Source organism: Micromonospora sp. NPDC005305 (genome assembly GCF_040607315.1).
In the GTDB taxonomy this organism is placed as follows: domain Bacteria; phylum Actinomycetota; class Actinomycetes; order Mycobacteriales; family Micromonosporaceae; genus Micromonospora.
The window spans coordinates 84,714-102,780 of the sequence record NZ_JBEXGL010000013.1; the positions used below are offsets into that span (position 1 = coordinate 84,714).

Sequence of the window (18,067 nt, forward strand, 5' to 3'; positions counted from 1 at the left end):
GGCCAGCGCACAAGTCTGGCCGTGGTCAAACCCGCCGACCACAGTTGGTGAGAGGGTTCACGAACCGGGTCGGGCGGCCGGGGCACCCCGGGCACGAACCGGACCCGGACGCCACGACACCCCGGTCCGGGAGGGACCGGGGTGCCGGTGACGCGCCGGGTCAGCGGGCGGCGAGCGGCTGCCGGGCCGGGTCGACCGGCGCGGGCAGCGTTCCGGCCCCACCCAGGTACGCGTGGATGGCCGCGGCGGCGGCCCGGCCCTCGGCGATGGCCCAGACGATCAGCGACGCGCCCCGGTGCATGTCCCCGGCGACGAACACGCCGTCGCCGCTGGTCTGCCAGTCGGGGCGGGCGTCGACCGCGCCCCGGCCGTTGCGGGTCACCCCGAGCTGGCCCAGCAGGGGCTGCTCCTCGGTGCCCTCGAACCCGATGGCGAGCAGCACCAGGTCGGCCGGGATCTCCCGCTCCGAGCCGGGCAGCGCCGTGACGATCCGCCGGCCGTTCACCTTCTCGACGGTCACCTCGGCGATCCGGACGGCGCGGACCTGGCCGGTGCCGTCGTCGACGAACTCCTGCACCGCCACGGCGAAGACCCGCTCGCCGCCCTCCTCGTGCGCCGGGTAGCTGCGCAGCACCCACGGCCAGGTGGGCCACGGGTCGCGCTCGGCGTCCCGGTCGGCCGGGGGCTCCGGGTAGAGGTCGAGCTGGTGCACGCCGGCCGCGCCCTGGCGGTGGGCCACGCCCAGGCAGTCGGCGGCGGTGTCGCCACCACCGATGATCACCACGTGCCTGCCGGCCGCGTCGATCGGCGTGCCGTCCGGAAGCGTGGCCGGGGCCGGCCGCCCCTCACCCGCCGCCGCGACGACGCGGTTCGCGGCCACCAGGTGCGCCATGGCCTGGTGTACGCCGCGCAGCGCCCGCCCCGGCGTCTCGGGGGTGTCCCGGCCCTGGAGCGCGCCGCAGGCGAGCAGCACGGCGTCGTGCTCGGCGCGGAGCTGCTCGGCGGTGACGTCCACGCCGACGTCCACCCCGCTGCGGAAGCGCACCCCCTCGGCGGCGAGCTGGGCCAGTCGCTGGTCGATGTGCCGCTTCTCCAGCTTGAAGTCGGGGATGCCGTAGCGGAGCAGGCCGCCGAGGGCGTCGTCCCGCTCGTACACGGTGACGGCGTGACCGGCGCGGGCGAGTTGCTGCGCGGCGGCGAGCCCGGCGGGGCCGGAGCCGACCACGGCGACCGACCTCCCGGTCGGGGCCGGCACCGGCTGCGGGCGCAGGCCGCCCCGGGCCACCGCCGCGTCGGCGATCTCCACCTCGACCTGCTTGATGGTGACCGGCTGCTGGCCGCCCAGGCCGAGCACGCAGGCCGCCTCGCAGGGCGCCGGGCAGAGCCGGCCGGTGAACTCGGGGAAGTTGTTGGTGGCGTGCAGCGACTCCACGGCGGCGTCCCAGCCGCCGGTGCGGACCAGGTCGTTCCAGTCCGGGATGCGGTTGCCGAGCGGGCAGCCGTCGTGGCAGAACGGGATGCCGCAGTCCATGCAGCGGGTGGCCTGCTCGCGGATCAGCTCCTCGCCGGCCGGCGGGTAGACCTCCCGCCAGTCCGTGATCCGCACCGGGACCGGGCGGCGGGCGGGCAGCCGCCGGTCATAGCGCAGGAAACCGTTCGGGTCAGGCACGAGCCACCTCCTGGGCGACCGCCCGCGGGGCGGGCGGCACGGACGCGGCGGAGGCCGCCGGCGGAGCCCCGGCGGCGGCTGTCGCCGCCAATGCGCTCATCACCGCGTCGTCGACGTCGTGGCCGGCGGCTTCGGCGGCCCGCATGATCTCCAGCACCCGGCGGTAGTCCCGGGGCACCACGGCGGTGAACTCCTCCACCGCCTCCGGCCAGCGCTTGAGCAGCTCCTCGGCGACCGCCGAGTCGGTCTCGGCGAAGTGCCGCTGGACCAGCTCGTGCAGCCGCTCGCGCTCCTGTTCGCCCAGCGGCGACAGGTCGACCAGCTCGGCGTTGACCAGCCGGCGGTCCAGCCGGTGCACGAACGCCGTGCCGCCGGACATGCCGGCCGCGAAGTTGCGCCCGGTCGGCCCGAGCACCACCACGGTGCCGCCGGTCATGTACTCGCAGCCGTGGTCGCCGACGCCCTCGACGACGGCCACCGCGCCGGAGTTGCGCACGGCGAACCGCTCGCCGACCCGGCCGCGCAGGAAGACCTCGCCGCCGGTGGCGCCGTACAGGATGGTGTTGCCCGCGATGATCTGGTCCTCGGCGCGCCCGCCGGGGTCGGCGTCCGCGCCGGCGAACGGCGCGGCGGCGTCCGGCCGGACGACGAGCCGCCCGCCGGAGAGGCCCTTGCCCACGTAGTCGTTGGCGTCGCCGTGCAGGCGCAGGGTGACCCCGCGCGGCAGGAACGCGCCGAACGACTGGCCGGCGGTGCCCCGCAGCAGGAACTCGACGGTGTCGTCGGGCAGCCCGGCGCCGCCGAACCGGCGGGTCACCTCGCCGCCGAGCATCGCGCCCACGCTGCGGTGCTCGTTGCGCACCGCCACCTCGACCCGGACCGGGGTGCCGTCGCGCAGCGCCGGCTCGGCCAGGGCGATGAGCTGGTTGTCCAGCGCCAGCTCCAGGCCGTGGTCCTGGGCCCGGATGCCGCGCCGGGCCGCGCCCTCGGGCAGCTCGGGCAGGTGCAGCACCCGGCTGAGGTCGAGCCCGTGGCCCTTCCAGTGGTCGATGGCGCCGGCGACGTCGAGCAGCTCGGTGTGCCCGATGGCCTCAGCGATGCTGCGGAAGCCCAGCTCGGCCAGGTAGCCGCGGATCTCCTCGGCCAGGAAGAGGAAGAAGTTCTCCACGAACTCCGGCTTGCCGGTGAAACGCTCGCGCAGCACCGGGTTCTGGGTGGCGATGCCCACCGGGCAGGTGTCGAGGTGGCAGACCCGCATCATCACGCAGCCCTCGACGATCAGCGGGGCGGTGGCGAAGCCGAACTCCTCGGCGCCCAGCAGCGCCGCGACCAGCACGTCCCGGCCGGTCTTGAGCTGGCCGTCGACCTGCACGGTGACCCGGTCGCGGAGCTTGTTGAGCAGCAGCGTCTGCTGCGCCTCGGCCAGGCCCAGCTCCCAGGGGGTGCCGGCGTGCTTGAGCGAGTTGAGCGGGGAGGCGCCGGTGCCGCCGTCGTGCCCCGAGATCAGGATGACGTCGGCCTTGAGCTTCGCCACGCCGGCCGCCACGGTGCCCACCCCGACCTCGCTGACCAGCTTCACGTGCACCCGGGCCGCCGGGTTGACGCACTTCAGGTCGTGGACGAGCTGGGCCAGGTCCTCGATGGAGTAGATGTCGTGGTGCGGCGGCGGGGAGATCAGGCCGACGCCCGGGGTGGCGTGCCGGGTGCGCGCGATCCACGGCCAGACCTTGTTGCCGGGCAGCTGGCCACCCTCGCCGGGCTTCGCGCCCTGGGCCATCTTGATCTGGAGGTCGTCGGCGTTGACGAGGTATTCGCTCGTGACGCCGAACCGGCCGCTGGCGATCTGCTTGACCGCCGAGCGGCGCCGCGGGTCGTGCAGCCGCTCGACGTCCTCGCCGCCCTCGCCCGTGTTGGACTTGCCGCCGAGGCGGTTCATGGCGACGGCCAGGGTCTCGTGCGCCTCCGCCGAGATCGACCCGTACGACATGGCGCCGGTGGCGAACCGCTTGACGATCTCGCTGGCCGGCTCCACCTCGTCCAGCGGGACGGGCGGGCGCAGCCCGGTGCGCAGGGTGAACAGCCCGCGCAGTGAGCCCGCCTGGGCGGCCAGCTCGTCCACCTTGGCGGTGTACTGCCGGAAGACGTCGTACTGGCGGCTGCGGGTGGCGTGCTGGAGCAGGAAGACCGTCTCCGGGTTGAACAGGTGCAGCTCACCCTCGCGGCGCCACTGGTACTCGCCGCCGACGTCCAGCCGGTCGCTCGCCCGAGCGCCCGCGGGCGGCCAGGCCAGCGCGTGCCGGGCGGCCACCTCGGCGTGAATCTCGGCGAGCCCGATGCCGCTGATCGTGCTCGGGGTGCCCCGGAAGTAGCGCTGGACCAGCCGGGTGTCCAGGCCGACCGCCTCGAAGACCTGCGCACCGCAGTACGACGAGACCGTCGAGATGCCCATCTTCGACATGATCTTCAGGACGCCCTTGCCGAGCGCCTTGACGTAGTTGCGGATGGCCGTGCCCGGCTCCATGCTGACCAGCGCGCCCGTGGAGATCATGTCCTCGACCGACTCGAAGGCCAGGTACGGGTTGACCGCCGCCGCGCCGTACCCGATCAGCACGGCCGCGTGGTGCACCTCGCGGCAGTCGCCCGACTCGACGATCAGCGCCACCTGGGTGCGCGTCTGCTCCCGCACCAGGTGCTGGTGCACCGCGGCGGTGAGCAGCAGCGACGGGATCGGGGCCAGGTCGGCGTTGGAGTCCCGGTCGGAGAGCACCAGGATGCGTACCCCGTCCTCGATCGCCTCGGAGACGTGCCGGCAGATCTCGGTGAGCCGGGCCTTGATGCCGGCGCCGCCGTCACGGACCCGGTAGAGCCCGGAGACCCGGACCGCCTTGAAGCCGGGCAGGTCGCCGTCCTCGTCGACGGAGAGGATCTTGGCCAGCTCGTCGTTGTCGATCACCGGGTACGGCAGCACGATCTGCCGGCAGCTCGCCGGCCCCGGGTCGAGCAGGTTGCCCTCCGGGCCGATGGTGGACGCCAGGCTGGTCACCAGCTCCTCCCGGATGGCGTCCAGCGGCGGGTTGGTGACCTGGGCGAAGAGCTGGTGGAAGTAGTCGTAGAGCAGCCGCGGCCGGGTGGACAGCGGCGCGATCGGGGTGTCCGTGCCCATCGAGCCGATCGGCTCCGCGCCGTTGCGGGCCATCGGGGCGAGCAGGATCTTCAGCTCCTCCTCGGTGTAGCCGAAGGTCTGCTGCCGGCGGCGTACCGAGTCGTGCGTGTAGACGATGTGCTCGCGCGGCGGCAGCTCGTCCAGCTCGATGATGCCGGCGTGCAACCACTCCCCGTACGGGCGGGCGGCGGCCAGCTCGGTCTTGATCTCGTCGTCCTGCACGATCCGGCCGTTGACCGTGTCGACCAGGAACATCCGGCCCGGCTGGAGCCGGCCCTTCGCGACCACGGTGGCCGGGTCGAGGTCGAGCACGCCCGCCTCGCTGCCCAGCACCACCAGGCCGTCGGCGGTCCGCCACCAGCGGCCCGGGCGCAGCCCGTTGCGGTCCAGCACCGCGCCCACGATCTCGCCGTCGGTGAAGGCGACCGAGGCCGGGCCGTCCCACGGCTCCATGAGGCTGGCGTGGAACCGGTAGAAGGCGCGCTTGTCGGCGCGCATGTCCGGGTCGTTCTCCCACGCCTCCGGGATCATCATGAGCACCGCGTGCGGCAGGCTCCGCCCGGCCAGGTGCAGCAGTTCCAGGACCTCGTCGAAGTTGGCCGAGTCGGAGGCCGCCGGGGTGCAGACGGGGAAGACCCGGCGGATGTTGCCGGGCAGGTGCGGGCTGCGCAGCAGCGCCTCCCGGGCCTGCATCCAGTTCCGGTTGCCGCGGATCGTGTTGATCTCGCCGTTGTGCGCGATGAACCGGTACGGGTGGGCCAGCGGCCAGGACGGGAACGTGTTGGTGGAGAACCGCGAGTGCACCAGCGCGATCGCGCTGACCACGCGCTCGTCGGTCAGCTCCGGGTAGAACGCCGGGAGCTGGTCCGGGGTGAGCATCCCCTTCCACACCATGGTCCGGCCGGACAGCGACGGGAAGTAGGCCGGCACGCCCCGCTCGGCGGTCTCCCGCTCGACCTGCTTGCGCAGGCAGAACGCCACCCGGTCCAGATCCAGCCCGGTCAGCGGGGAGCCGGCCGCACCGGCGGGCGCGTCGGTGAGCCGGTGCGCGGCCAGGAACAGCTGCCGGACCCGGGGCATCGCCGCGAGGGCGGTCTCGCCGAGGCCGGCCGGGTCGATCGGCACCTCCCGCCAGCCGAGGATGTCCGCGCCCTCGACCAGCGCGTACTTCTCCACCACCTGGCGGGCCCGGGCCTCGGACGCGTCGTCGTCGGGCAGGAAGACCAGGCCGGTGGCGTACTGACCGGCGGGCGGCAACGGGAAGTCGACGACCGCGCGCAGGAACGCGTCCGGCACCTGGATCATGATGCCCGCGCCGTCACCGGTGTTGTGCTCCGCGCCCCGGGCGCCCCGGTGGTCCAGCCGGCAGAGCGCCCCGAGACCGTTCGCGACGACCTCGTGCGAGCGCCGCCCGTGCAGGTCAGCCACGAAGGCCACACCGCAGGCGTCGTGCTCGTGGGCGGGGTCGTAGAGCCCCGTGGTCCGCGGGGCCGGCTGGGGGCTGAGAGGGTACGGAAAGGCCACCGGGCCTCCTGTCGTCACTCAGGTTGGAACATGGTGGGGACGACGTCGGCCCTCGGGGGTTTTATTGAGTCTACGTTAGGGCGTCCGGCGCAAGGCCAGTTCAGATTGATCACACTTCCAGCATCTGGGACATGTAGTCTCGCGCGGTGGATGTCGTACGCACTGACGTGCTCGACCGGTTGGAGCGTTTCTACGACGCGGTGCCCCGCGACGGGGCGCGGACGGAGGAACACGGCCCCCTCGTGCTGTTCGTCCGCGAGGGCGCCGGTTGGCCGTTCTACGCCCGCCCCCGGCTGGACGCCACCGAGGCACCCGCACTCGCCGACGTGACCGCCGTCCGGGCCCGGCAGCGGGAGCTGGGCCTGCCGGAGGCGTTCGAGTGGGTGCATGAGGTCACCCCGGACCTGCTGCCGGTGGCCCGCTCGGCGGGGCTGCACGTGCTGGAGGCGCCGCTCATGGTGCTGGAGCCCGACCGCCTGCCCGACCCGGCGACGTTCAGCGACGTACCGGTGCGAGTGCTCGACCCCCGCAACCCGAGCTTCGCGGCGGACGTGGCGCTGCGCCGGGCCGTCGCCGCGGTGGGGTTCTCGCACGGCGGCACCGCCCGCGGCGAGGCCGGCCCGGCCGAGCGGGACGCCGCGGTCTCCCGCCTGGACGTGGCCGCCCTGGACGAGGAGGCGGTCCGCATCGTCGACGGCCGGCGCGTCTCGGTGCTCGCCGGCACGGCGGACGAGGGGGCGCTGGCCAGCGGCATGGCCATGCGGGTCGGCGACGTCGCGGAGATCGCCGGGGTGGCCACCCTGCCGGCGGCCCGCCGGCGCGGCCTGGGCGCGGCCGTGACCGCCACCCTGGCCCACCGGCTGCGCGCCGCCGGCGCCGACCTGGTCTTCCTCTCCGCCGGCAGCGAGGAGATCGCCCGGGTCTACCTGCGGGTCGGCTTCCGCCGCGTGGGCACCGCCTGCATCGCCGAGCCGACCGCCGTGATCGGCTGACGGCCGCCCGTCGCACCGCCGGTCGGGGACGGCGCCGTGCCGCACCCGCGCGGCACGGTCAGGCCGGCGGCTGCCAGGAGGCGGCGGCCGTGGCCGCCGTGTTGCGCAGCCGCGGGCTGATCGTGCCCAGCGCGGCGTCCCGGGCGCGCAACGCCAGCCGGCCCCGGGTCTGGAGTACCGCCGACATCCGGCGGGTCTGCCGCACCATGGTGGCCGCGCGGGGCCGGCGCAGCCGGTCGTAGCCGGCCACCGCGTCCGGGAGCCGGGACTCGCGCAGCAGCGCCGACAGGGTGGCCGCGTCCTCGAAGGCGAGGCAGGCGCCCTGCCCGAGGTGCGGCGGCATGGCGTGCGCCGCGTCGCCGAGCAGCACCACGCCGCCCGGCCCGGCCGGGAACCCGTACGCCCGGGGCAGCGGGCGCAGCTCCCGGATCTCCTGCTGCACCAGGTCCGCCGGGTCGGTCGCGTCGAGCAGCGTGGCGATCGGCGCGGGCCAGCCCGCGTACCAGCGCTTGAGCAGGGCCAGCTGTGTCTCCGGCGGCTCGGGTCGGGGCGCGCCGGCGGCGGTGGCCACCCAGTAGATGCCGCCCCGGCGGGAGGCGCCCGCGGTGCCCCGGTCGCCGAGGGAGGCGGCCACGAAGCGGTAGCCCGCACCCAGCGTCTCGCCGTGCACCGGCTGGTCGTCGGGGAGCTGCGGGGCCCGGTACCAGGGGATCACGGCCCGCCACGCGGCGCAGCCGGAGCTGACCACCGCCGTCTCCGGGGCGAGCTGCCGGCGGATCTCGCTGTCGGTGCCGTCGGCCGCGACCACCAGGTCCGCCTCGACGGTGTGCCGGCCGTCGCCGACGGCGGGACGCTCGCCGGGCGCCGCCCGCACCGTCCGCACGCTCACCCCGGTGCGCAGCTCCACCTGGTCGCCCAGCCCGGCGATGAGCGCGTCGTGCAGGTCCTCCCGGTGCACCACGACCGGCATCCGCTCCGCCGGTGTGGGGCGGGGTTGCACCAGCCAGTGCCCGTCGGGGCGGCGCACGCCGCCGTCGGGCAGCGGGGTGGCGATCGCGTCCAGGCCGGCGCCGAGGCCGAGGGCGCGCAGCGCGCGTACCCCGTTGGGCCAGAGCACCACGGCGGTCGTCTCCGGACGGACCCGGTCGGCCCGTTCGAGGAGGGTGACCCGCCAACCGGACCGGGCCAGCGCTCCGGCCGTCGCCAACCCGCCAAGGCCGGCGCCGACCACCACCGCGCTCCGCATGACTCCCCCGCTCAGCTGTCCCGGTCGGCGGGGCGGACGCCGCCGGCGCCGGCCCGGTCCGTCTCGTCCGTCGCGTCGCGGTCGGTCGCATCGGTCGCGTCGCTGTCGGCCTCGTCGGTTGCGTCGCGGTCGGCCTCGTCGGTTGCGTCGCGGTCGGCCTCGTCGGTCGCCGGCGGCTCCTCGGCCGGGACCTCGCCGGTCTCCCGGTACGTGCGGAACTGCTCCTCGGACACCACCCGGTAGCCCTCCGGCGCGACCGGCTGCGCCCCCGCCTCCCGGGCGGAGAGGTCGACCTGGGACACATCGCCACCCGCGGGCGGGGCCGGGGTGGCCGGCGCGCCGACCGGGATCAGGTATTCGCGCGGGCCGCGCACCCGCAGGAAGTACACCAGCGCGCCGAGGAAGACCAGCGCCGCGGTCCACACGTTGAGCCGCAGGCCGAGGATGTGGTTGGCCTCGTCGGTGCGCATCAGCTCGATCCAGAACCGGCCCGCCGTGTAGCCCATCACGTAGAGGGCGAAGGCACGGCCGCGGCCCAGCCGCAGCTTGCGGTCGAGGGCCACGACCAGCGCGGCGACGCCGATGTTCCACAGCGCCTCGTAGAGGAAGGCCGGGTGGTAGAGCCCCGGCTGGAGGACCGGGTTGCCGGCGTCGTCGCGCAGCGCGTGCCCCGGATTGTCCGGGTCCATGACGTGGACCTCGAGGCCCCAGGGCACGCTGGTGCGCCCGCCGTAGAGCTCGTTGTTGAACCAGTTGCCGAACCGGCCGATCGCCTGAGCCAGCGGCAGCCCCGGCGCCAGCGCGTCGGCCACCACGGCGAACGGGATGCCCAGCTGCCGGGCGGCGAACCACGCGCCGACTGCGCCACCGGCCACCGCGCCCCAGATGCCGAGGCCGCCCTCCCAGATGGCGAACGCCTTGAGCGGCTGGCCGTCGGCGCCGAAGTATTTCTCCGGCGAGGTGATCACGTGGTAGATCCGGGCGCCGATGATGCCCGCGGGCACCGCCCAGACGGCGATGTCGAGCACCGCGCCCGGAGCGACGCCGCGGCGGCGCAGCCGGTACTCGGTGACCACGCAGGCCACCACGATGCCGACGATGATGCAGAGCGCATACGCCCGGATCGGAACCGGACCGAGCTGCCAGACGGCGGTGCTGGGGCTGGGCAGGGCCGCCAGGGGGGTCATCGGGGCGAGGGTCACGGGTGCACACGGTACCGGTGCGGACGGTGCTCGCGGCACCCCGGTCGCCCGGGTTCGCGGGTCGGATGACTTCTGGTTTGCGCGGCCGTAGGCTCTTTGTCCATGAGCGCGCTCACCTGGGCGGTCGCCGCGGTCGTCACCGACCCCTCCGGCCGGGTGCTGCTCTGCCGGCAGTCCGGCGGCGGCCGTCGCTGGGCGCTGCCCGGCGGGCGGCTGCGCCGCGACGAGAGCCCGCCCGCCGCCGCGCGACGCGAGATCCGCGCCGAGACCGGCTGGGAGGTCGACCTGGTCGACCTGGTCGGCCTCTACCGGCTCGGCGACCCCGCCGCTCCCCCGCCCGCCGCCGGCCACTGCGGCGCCCTGCCCGACGTGCTGGTGCACGTGTTCCGGGCCCGGACACTCGCCGCGACGCCGGCCGGCACCCCGGCGGGCGGCTGCCACCTCGACTGGCATGCGCCGGACGCGCTGCCCGAGGCGCTCACCCCGACCACCCGCGCCGCCGTCGCCGACGCCCTGGCCGGTCGCTCCGGCGTCCTCCGCGACCCGACGCAGGACACCGGGTCGGCCGGCGCGGCGGCGCCCCCGCCCGAACAGCGGTCCGGCGGCGAGCTGGGCACCACCCGGCGCTGACGCTCCCCGTGAGCGGAGGCGAGGAGCCGCCGTGCAGGACAACGACGCGCGCCGGGGGCCAGCCGCCGAGACCACCGCGCCGCACGAATCGCGGACGTCCCGGGCAGGCCGACCCCCGGGTAGGTCCGCGAGCGCCTGTCGAGCTGATGACGCAAACGACTCAAGCCCCGCGTTGCCCGGCGGCCGGGCGGCGGAGGTGAGGTGCGATGTCGCCAACGACTCAACTCGACAGGCAGTCCCACACAATCACCGAGGCACGGCGCCCGCACGGGCCGGACCGATGGCTCCGCACAAGAACGGCGGGATGGCGGCATCGGCGAGCGCCGGACGTCACCAAGTCGGCGAGCTGGCGTGGAGTGAGGGAACAGCGGCCGTCAGCGGGCCGGGTTGCGGACGCCTTCGGCGAGTTCGGCGCTCAGGGCGCGCAGGGCGGTCAGGCCGGCCGCCTGGTCGGGGGCGTCGAGCACGCAGCGGACCAGCGCGCTGCCGACGATCACGGCGTCGGCGTACCCGGCCACGGTGGCGGCCTGGGCGCCCGTGCCCACGCCCAGCCCGACGCCGACGGGCAGGTCGGTGACCTCGCGCAGCCGGGAGACGAGGACCGGGGCCGCCTCGGAGGTCTGCGACCGAGCGCCGGTCACGCCCATGATGGCGGTGGCGTAGACGAAGCCGCGGCAGTGCCCGGCGGTCATCTTCAGCCGGGCGTCGGTGGAGGACGGGGAGACCAGGAACGTCCGGTCCAGGCCGTGCGCCTCGGAGGCGGCCAGCCACTCGCCGGCCTCGTCGGGGATCAGGTCCGGCGTGATCAGGCCGGTGCCCCCGGCGGCGGCCAGGTCGCGGGCGAACGGGTCGACGCCGTACTGCTCGATCGGGTTCCAGTAGGTCATGGTGACCACCGGCGCGCCGGTCGCGGCCACCGCCTCGACGATGCGCAGCGTGTCCGCGGTGCGGACGCCTCCGGCCAGCGCGATGTCGCTGGCCTTCTGGATGACCGGGCCGTCCATCACCGGGTCGGAGTAGGGGATCTCCACCTCGATGACGTCGACGCCGGCCTCGACCATGGCGGTCATCGCGGCGATGCTGCCCTCGACGGTCGGGAAGCCCGCCGGCATGCAGCCGACCAGCACGGCCCGGCCGTCGGCCCGGGCCTTGTCGAAGGCGACCCCGATCCGGCTCACGCTCTCACTCCTTGTCGAGGATGCCGAAGTATGCGCCGGCGGTGTGCACGTCCTTGTCGCCCCGGCCGGACAGGTTGACCACGATGACCGGCTCCCGGCCCAGCTCGGCGGCGAGCTGCGGGGCGATCCTGCGGGCGCCGGCGAGCGCGTGCGAGCTCTCGATCGCCGGGATGATGCCCTCGGTGCGGCAGAGCAGCTCGAAGGCGGCCATCGCCTCGTCGTCGTCGACGGGCAGGTAGGTGGCCCGCCCGCTGTCGTGCAGCCAGGCGTGCTCCGGCCCGACGCCCGGGTAGTCCAGGCCGGCCGAGATCGAGTGCGACTCGATCGTCTGGCCGTCGGAGTTCTGCAGCACGTACGTCCGGGTGCCGTGCAGCACGCCCGCCGAGCCGCCGGTGATGCTGGCCGCGTGCCGGCCGGTCGCCACGCCCTCGCCGCCGGCCTCGAACCCGTAGAGGCGCACGCCGGTGTCGGGCACGAAGGCGTGGAAGATGCCGAGCGCGTTGGAGCCGCCACCCACGCAGGCCGCGACGGCGTCCGGCAGCGCGCCGGTGAGGTCGAGGCACTGCTGGCGGGCCTCGACGCCGATGCCGCGGACGAAGTCCCGGACCATCTCGGGGAACGGGTGCGGGCCCGCGGCGGTGCCGATCAGGTAGTGGGTGCTGTCGACGTTGGCGACCCAGTCCCGCATCGCCTCGTTCATCGCGTCCTTGAGCGTGCGCGAGCCGGCGGTGACCGGGACGACGGTGGCGCCGAGCATCCGCATCCGGGCGACGTTGAGCGCCTGCCGCTCGGTGTCCACCTCGCCCATGTAGACCACGCATTCGAGGTCGAACAGGGCGGCGGCGGTGGCGGTGGCGACGCCATGCTGGCCGGCGCCGGTCTCCGCGATCACCCGCCGCTTGCCCATCCGCTTCGTGAGCAGCGCCTGGCCGAGCACGTTGCGGACCTTGTGCGCGCCGGTGTGGTTGAGGTCCTCCCGCTTGAGCAGGACCCGGGCGCCGATCTGGGCGGAGAGCCGCCGGGCCTCGTAGAGCAGCGAGGGGGTGCCGGCGTAGTCGCGCAGCAGGGCGTCGAACTCGGCGAGGAAGCTCTCGTCGGTCATCGCCTTCCGGTACGCCGCGTCCAGCTCGTCGAGCGCCGCGACCAGCGCCTCGGGGACGAAGCGGCCACCGAACCGGCCGAAGTGACCGGCGGCGTCGGGAAGCTGGCCGGCCGGGGCCGCGGCGTCAGTGCTCATCGCGGGAGTCCTCTCGCTGCGTCTCGGGGCCCGGTGGGGTCAGCGCACCGGGCGGGGCGTGGCCGGGTGGTTGCCGGCGTTGACCAGCTCGGCGACCGCCTCGCGAGGGCTCTTCTGGGTGACCAGGCCCTCGCCGACCAGGACCGCGTCGGCGCCCGCCGAGGCGTACCGGATGAGGTCGTGCGGGCCGCGCACGCCGGACTCGGCGATCTTGACGACGCTGCTCGGCAGGCCGGGCGCGATCCGCTCGAACACCGAGCGGTCGACCTCCAGGGTACGCAGGTCACGGGCGTTGACGCCGATCACCTGCGCGCCGGCCTCCATGGCGCGGTCGGCCTCCTCCTCGTTGTGCACCTCGACGAGCGCGCACATGCCCAGCGACTCGATCCGCTCCAGCAGACCGACCAGGACGTTCTGCTCCAGCGCGGCGACGATCAGCAGCACCAGGTCGGCGCCGTGCGCGCGGGCCTCGTGCACCTGGTAGCTGGAGACCACGAAGTCCTTGCGCAGCACCGGCACGTTCACCGCGGCACGCACCGCGGCCAGGTCGTCCAGCGACCCGCCGAACCAGCGGCCCTCGGTGAGCACGCTGATCGCGCGGGCGCCACCGGCGGCGTAGTCGCCGGCCAGGTCGGCGGGGTCGGCGATCTCGGCCAGCCGCCCCTTGGACGGCGACGAGCGCTTCACCTCGGCGATCACGGCCACGCCGGGCCGGCGCAGCGCCGCGTACGCGTCCAGCGGCGGCGGCGCGGCGGCGGCCAGCTCGCGGATCCGCTCCAGCGGAACCTGTTCCTGTCGCCGGGCCACGTCCTCGCGCACGCCGGCCAGGATCTCGTCGAGCACGCTTACGGACGCCGCCGGACCGGCCTCGTCCCCCTCCGCGTGCGCATGCTCAGCAGTCACCAACGGACTCCCCTCTCCGGGTGTCATGGGCCGATGCTAGGGGGCGCCACCTGGACGCAAGTGCCCGGGGGTATGGCGCTCCTCACGAAATGGGCTGTGGCATGATGGCCGACTTCGGGTGAACGGGGTGTCACGCAGCGCCATCGCGCCCATCGACCGGCGTCACCCGGGCGCGTCCCGCGTCCCCGGCCGCTATATCGACCGCCACCCATGACCTATCTCACCACGACGCCCCGCTCCGCGCAGGAGAGTGAGAGTCGTCGATGTTGTGAGCAAGCTCAAGGCCGAACGGCCCTGCCCAGGTCGGGCCGGTTGCCGCAGAGTTGACAGGCGTTTCACGGCGGCGAAACGTGAGCCCGGCAGCATCTTCCTCGGGCAGACTCGATGAGGCGGCTGCCGACCGTCGCCAACGATCTCGTGCGGGGTGACCATGAGCGCCAACGGGCCGAACCAGAGCCTCGATTTCACCACCATCTCCCGGAGCGTCGCGTCGCTCGCCGTCGGCGTGGTGCACACGCTGGAACGCGCCATGGCCGGCGACGGCCGGATGCGCACCGCCCGGGGCAACGCCTGGGAGGCGGTCTGCGCCGACCGGGCGCGCGCGGCGCAGCGCCGCGAACTGGACCGCCTGGTGGCCGAGTTGGCCGCCGCCCGCGCCGCGGCCCGCGAGCGCCGGGACGCGCGCGACGCCCAGCCGGTGAGCTGACCCGGCGGGCGCCGCGACGCCCAGCCGGTGAGCGGCGGCGCCCGGACGGGCGCCGGGCGGTCAGCGGACCGTCGGGTCCTCGCCCCGGTCCAGCGCCTCCCAGGCGTCCCGGGTGCCACGCTCGACCGCCGGCCGGTCCTCACCCGCGGGTTCCGCCAGCCGCCCCGGCCGCCGCTCGTAGCGGGCGCCCATCGCGGGCCAGCCGCCGCCGCGCAGCGCCGTGAGCAGCCCGCCGGCCAGCAGGACCAGCCCGCCCACCAGCACCAGCGCCGGCCACTGCCGGCTCACCCCGGACTCGGTCAGCCCGTAGCCGCCACCGGCCGCCACACCCAGCCCCAGCAGGGCCAGCAGGCCGCCCAGCAGCCGCCGGACCCGCCCCCGGGTGGCCAGCACCGCGCCGCCGCCGGCCAGCCCGACCAGGGCCAGCGCCGACACCCAGGGCAGCAGCTCCGCGCCGGTGCGGGCGTGCCGGCTGGGCGGCAGCGAGCCGCGCGCGGTCAGCTCGACCGACCAGGTCCGGGTCACCGCCCAGAACGCCAGGCCCGCGCCGGCCAGGCAGAGCAGCACGGCGTACGTCAGCTCGCGCCGGCCCCGCACGGCGGGCGCGCCGGTCGACCCGCTCATCGCGCCGGCCGCAGCGTCTCGGCGGCGGCGATCGCGGCGAGCACGGCCGCGGCCTTGCTGCGGGTCTCCCGGTCCTCGGCGGCGGGATCCGAATCCGCCACGACACCCGCGCCGGCCTGCACGTAGGCCCGGCCCTCGCGGATCAGCGCGGTGCGGATGGCGATGGCCATGTCCAGGTCGCCGCCGAAGCCGAAGTAGCCGACCGTGCCGCCGTAGAGGCCGCGCCGGACCGGCTCCAGCTCCTCGATGATCTCCATGGCCCGGACCTTGGGCGCGCCGGAGAGGGTGCCGGCCGGGAAGGTCGCGGCGAGCGCGTCGAAGGCGGTGCGGTCGTCGCGCAGCTCGCCGACGACCGTGGAGACGATGTGCATGACGTGGCTGTACCGCTCGATGGTGGCGAACTCCGGCACCTCGACCGTGCCCGGCCGGCAGACCCGGCCCAGGTCGTTGCGGCCCAGGTCGACGAGCATGACGTGCTCGGCGCGCTCCTTCGGGTCGGCGAGCAGCTCGGCAGCGAGCCGGGCGTCCGCCTCGGGTGAGCCGCCGCGCGGCCGGGTGCCGGCGATCGGGTGCAGCAGCGCCCGGCGCTCCCCGTGCGCGCCGGTGCTCACCTTGAGGTGCGCCTCCGGCGAGGAGCCGACGATGTCGAAGCCGTCGAAGCGCAGCAGGTACATGTACGGGCTGGGGTTCGTGGTGCGCAGCACCCGGTAGACGTCGAGGGGGTCGGCGTGGGTGGGGCGCTCGAAGCGCTGGCTGAGCACGATCTGGAAGCACTCGCCGGCCCGGATCGCCTCCTTGGCCGCCTCCACCGCCTTCGGGTAGCCGCCCCCCGGGGTGCGGCTGACCACCTCGCCGACACCGGGCCGGGCGACCGTCGAGATCATGGGCGGGATCGGTCGGGACAGCGCGGTGGTCATGGCGTCCAGCCGACCCACCGCGTGGTGGTACGCGGCGGCGACCAGCGACTCGCGGTCCGGCGCGTCGAGCGGGGGCAGCACCGCGTTGGCGACCAGGATCGCCGAGCCGTCGTAGTGGTCGAGCACCACGAGGTCGGTGGCGAGCATCATGCCCAGCTCGGGCACGTCGAGTTCGTCCTCGGTCAGCTCGGGCAGCCGCTCGAAGCGGCGGACCAGGTCGTACCCGAGATAGCCGACCATGCCGCCGGTGAGCGGCGGCATGCCGCTGGACGGGTCCCAGGCCGGGCCGGCCAGCGCGGCGACGGTCTCCCGGAGCGCGGTCACCGGGTCGCCGGTGGCCGGCACCCCGGCGGGTGGCTCGCCGGCCCAGACCGCCGCGCCGTCCCGCTCGGTCAGCGTGGCGCTGCTGCGCACCCCGATGAAGGAGTAGCGCGACCAGGCCATGCCGGCCGAGCCGACCCCCTGCTCGGCGGATTCCAGCAGGAACGTGCCGGGGCCGCCGGCCAGCTTGCGGTAGACGCCGACCGGGGTCTCCGCGTCGGCGAGCAGCCGCCGGGTGACCGGCACGACCCGCCAGCGGGCCGCCAGGCCCGCGAAGGCGGCCTGGTCCGGGCTCACCGTGCCGTCGGTCATGAGGTGGCCTCCGGGGCGCTGACCGGGAGCTCGGTGAAGAAGCAGGTGCGGTGCCCGGTGTGGCAGGCCGCGCCGACCTGCTCGACGCTGACCAGCAGCGCGTCGCCGTCGCAGTCCAGGGCGACCGAGCGGACGTACTGGTGGTGGCCGGAGGTGGCGCCCTTGACCCAGTACTCCTGGCGGCTGCGCGACCAGTAGGTGGCGCGGCCGGTGGTCAGGGTGCGGTGCAGCGCCTCGTCGTCCATCCAGGCGACCATCAGCACCTCACCCGAGTCGTGCGCGCGGACCACCGCGGCCACCAGGCCGTCCGGGGTGCGGCGCAGCCGGGCCGCGATGGCCGGGTCGAGCCGGGAGGGGCGGGCCGGGCCGGGGGCCGCGGCGCCGCCGGAGCTGGCGGGGGCGCCGGTCACGGGCGCGTCAGAGTCGGGCACGGTTGACCATTCTCCCGCACGGGGCACCGGCACCGCCGACGTGTCCCGGGAGACGGGCGCGGGGCGGTCCAGCGCCCGGGTGAGCTGGCCGAGGTAGCGGTCCAGCCGGCCGTCGACCAGGGCCGCGGCCAGGTCGGCGCCGCCGACCGCGGCGATCTCCCCGGCGTACGGGCGGACCAGCGGGACGGTCCCGGTGACCAGCCGGCCGGCGGCGGCGCCCACCTCGGCGGTGCCGCCGGGGCGCAGCCCGAGGCAGAGCAGCATGTCGTCGCGGTAGCCGGGTGGCGCGACCGGCAGGTCCAGCGCGGCGGCCAGGGCGGCCCGGCGGGACACCACCCGGACCGACGGGTTGGCCAGGCGCAGCACCGAGGGGCAGAGCCGGGCCAGGTCGGCGGCGGCGAGCCGGACCCCCACCGGGTCGCCGGCCCAGCGGGCGCCGGCCACCTTGCCCAGGGTGGCGATCAGCTCTTCGAGGCGGGGCTCGTCGGCGGGCTGGCAGAGCACCGGCAGGTCGATCCGGCGCCGCCACTCCGGCGCCGCCCAGAGCAGCCGGGCCGGCGCGGTGACGGGCAGCCCGAACGCCCAGTCGGCGGGCTGGCCCAGCCGGTTCACCCAGGAGCGGACGTCCCGCGCGGCCACGGAGACGTGCACGAGGCGGCCCTCGAACTCGGCCAGGTAGGCGCGGCGGGCGGCGTAGGGGGTGCCGTTGCGGGCCGGCCCCGCCGCCCTCGTGTCCGGGTCGAGGGGGTGGGCCGGTCCCGCCGCCCCGGTTTCCGGGGCGGCGGGTTCCGTCCGCTCGTCGTCGGCGGCGACCAGCACGTCGACGTCGACGTCGCTGTGCTCGGTGGCGGCCCGCCGCGCGTGGCTGCCACGCAGCATGATCCCGACGACGGGACGGTCGGCGGCCTGCCGGAGGCGGGCGGCCCAGTCGTCGAGGAATCCAATCTCGGGCAACGGAGCGGGACCCACGGCGTCATGGTGCCGGACGCCCGATCTTGGCGCAATGACCGAT

At 75.3% G+C, this 18,067-nt stretch carries 13 protein-coding genes and 1 pseudogene; 3 read left to right on the forward strand and 11 right to left on the reverse strand.

What is annotated here, in order from left to right:
* Positions 1-160: 160 nt before the first annotated feature.
* Together ABZS80_RS22015 and gltB are read right to left on the reverse strand one after the other, a co-directional pair.
* A complete protein-coding gene (locus tag ABZS80_RS22015) occupies positions 161-1,669 on the reverse strand; it encodes a glutamate synthase subunit beta (protein ID WP_355058503.1) in 1,509 nt (502 codons plus the stop codon).
* Positions 1,662-6,356: a glutamate synthase large subunit gene (gltB, locus tag ABZS80_RS22020; RefSeq protein WP_355058505.1), complete on the reverse strand. Its 4,695-nt coding sequence runs from the start codon at positions 6,354-6,356 to the stop codon at positions 1,662-1,664. Before gltB ends, ABZS80_RS22015 begins: the two co-directional genes overlap by 8 nt.
* A 146-nt stretch (positions 6,357-6,502) precedes the next feature.
* Between gltB and ABZS80_RS22025 the strand changes: the two genes are divergently transcribed.
* Positions 6,503-7,348 carry a GNAT family N-acetyltransferase gene (locus ABZS80_RS22025; RefSeq protein ID WP_355058507.1) on the forward strand — a complete coding sequence of 282 codons (846 nt, stop codon included), beginning with the start codon at positions 6,503-6,505 and terminating at the stop codon, positions 7,346-7,348.
* Between the two features lie 58 nt (positions 7,349-7,406).
* On the opposite strand, the gene ABZS80_RS22030 is transcribed toward ABZS80_RS22025, so the two are convergent.
* Positions 7,407-8,594, reverse strand: coding sequence for an NAD(P)/FAD-dependent oxidoreductase (locus ABZS80_RS22030; RefSeq protein ID WP_151462406.1), 1,188 nt, complete (start codon positions 8,592-8,594; stop codon positions 7,407-7,409).
* Positions 8,595-8,605: 11 nt separating this feature from the next.
* On the reverse strand, positions 8,606-9,796 hold the full coding sequence (gene lgt, locus ABZS80_RS22035) for a prolipoprotein diacylglyceryl transferase (RefSeq protein ID WP_355058510.1): 1,191 nt from the start codon (positions 9,794-9,796) through the stop codon (positions 8,606-8,608).
* Between the two features lie 102 nt (positions 9,797-9,898).
* Here lgt and ABZS80_RS22040 point away from each other — a divergent pair, with 102 nt between their 5' ends.
* Entirely contained in the window at positions 9,899-10,426 is a 528-nt protein-coding gene (locus ABZS80_RS22040; protein WP_355058512.1) for an NUDIX hydrolase, read from the forward strand.
* 374 nt (positions 10,427-10,800) lie between these two features.
* Here ABZS80_RS22040 and trpA read toward each other — a convergent pair whose 3' ends face one another.
* Genes trpA through trpC form a run of 3 tightly spaced genes read right to left on the reverse strand, consistent with a single transcriptional unit; the run spans position 10,801 to position 13,684 of the window.
* Entirely contained in the window at positions 10,801-11,604 is an 804-nt protein-coding gene (gene trpA, locus ABZS80_RS22045) for a tryptophan synthase subunit alpha (protein ID WP_355058514.1), read from the reverse strand.
* 4 nt (positions 11,605-11,608) lie between these two features.
* A complete protein-coding gene (trpB, locus tag ABZS80_RS22050) occupies positions 11,609-12,841 on the reverse strand; it encodes a tryptophan synthase subunit beta (protein WP_355058516.1) in 1,233 nt (410 codons plus the stop codon).
* Between the two features lie 39 nt (positions 12,842-12,880).
* Positions 12,881-13,684: an indole-3-glycerol phosphate synthase TrpC gene (gene trpC / locus ABZS80_RS22055; RefSeq protein WP_192579804.1), complete on the reverse strand. Its 804-nt coding sequence runs from the start codon at positions 13,682-13,684 to the stop codon at positions 12,881-12,883.
* A gap of 490 nt (positions 13,685-14,174) precedes the next feature.
* Here trpC and ABZS80_RS22060 point away from each other — a divergent pair, with 490 nt between their 5' ends.
* Positions 14,175-14,450: a hypothetical protein gene (locus ABZS80_RS22060; RefSeq protein ID WP_151462412.1), complete on the forward strand. Its 276-nt coding sequence runs from the start codon at positions 14,175-14,177 to the stop codon at positions 14,448-14,450.
* A 60-nt stretch (positions 14,451-14,510) separates the two neighbouring features.
* On the opposite strand, the gene ABZS80_RS22065 is transcribed toward ABZS80_RS22060, so the two are convergent.
* The 4 genes and pseudogenes from ABZS80_RS22065 to ABZS80_RS22080 form a co-directional block, all read right to left on the reverse strand.
* Positions 14,511-15,074 (reverse strand): Trp biosynthesis-associated membrane protein, encoded by a 564-nt coding sequence (locus ABZS80_RS22065; RefSeq protein WP_355058519.1) that lies wholly within the window; start codon positions 15,072-15,074, stop codon positions 14,511-14,513.
* On the reverse strand, positions 15,071-16,624 hold the full coding sequence (locus ABZS80_RS22070; protein WP_355058521.1) for an anthranilate synthase component I: 1,554 nt from the start codon (positions 16,622-16,624) through the stop codon (positions 15,071-15,073). The genes ABZS80_RS22065 and ABZS80_RS22070 overlap by 4 nt, the downstream gene beginning before the upstream one ends.
* Positions 16,621-17,055 (reverse strand): phosphoribosyl-AMP cyclohydrolase, encoded by a 435-nt coding sequence (gene hisI / locus ABZS80_RS22075; protein ID WP_355058601.1) that lies wholly within the window; start codon positions 17,053-17,055, stop codon positions 16,621-16,623. The genes ABZS80_RS22070 and hisI overlap by 4 nt, the downstream gene beginning before the upstream one ends.
* A 180-nt stretch (positions 17,056-17,235) precedes the next feature.
* Positions 17,236-17,934: pseudogene (locus ABZS80_RS22080) on the reverse strand (phosphoribosyl-AMP cyclohydrolase); the annotation flags it as partial.
* Positions 17,935-18,067: the final 133 nt, after the last annotated feature.

Bases quoted from the DNA above. Each gene is read 5' to 3' on its own strand.
- ABZS80_RS22030 (WP_151462406.1), bottom strand. From the start codon at position 8,594: ATGCGGAGCGCGGTGGTGGTCGGCGCCGGCCTTGGCGGGTTGGCGACG.
- ABZS80_RS22040 (WP_355058512.1), top strand. From the start codon at position 9,899: ATGAGCGCGCTCACCTGGGCGGTCGCCGCGGTCGTCACCGACCCCTCC.
- trpB (WP_355058516.1), bottom strand. From the start codon at position 12,841: ATGAGCACTGACGCCGCGGCCCCGGCCGGCCAGCTTCCCGACGCCGCC.
- ABZS80_RS22060 (WP_151462412.1), top strand. From the start codon at position 14,175: ATGAGCGCCAACGGGCCGAACCAGAGCCTCGATTTCACCACCATCTCC.
- ABZS80_RS22065 (WP_355058519.1), bottom strand. From the start codon at position 15,074: ATGAGCGGGTCGACCGGCGCGCCCGCCGTGCGGGGCCGGCGCGAGCTG.
- ABZS80_RS22070 (WP_355058521.1), bottom strand. From the start codon at position 16,624: ATGACCGACGGCACGGTGAGCCCGGACCAGGCCGCCTTCGCGGGCCTG.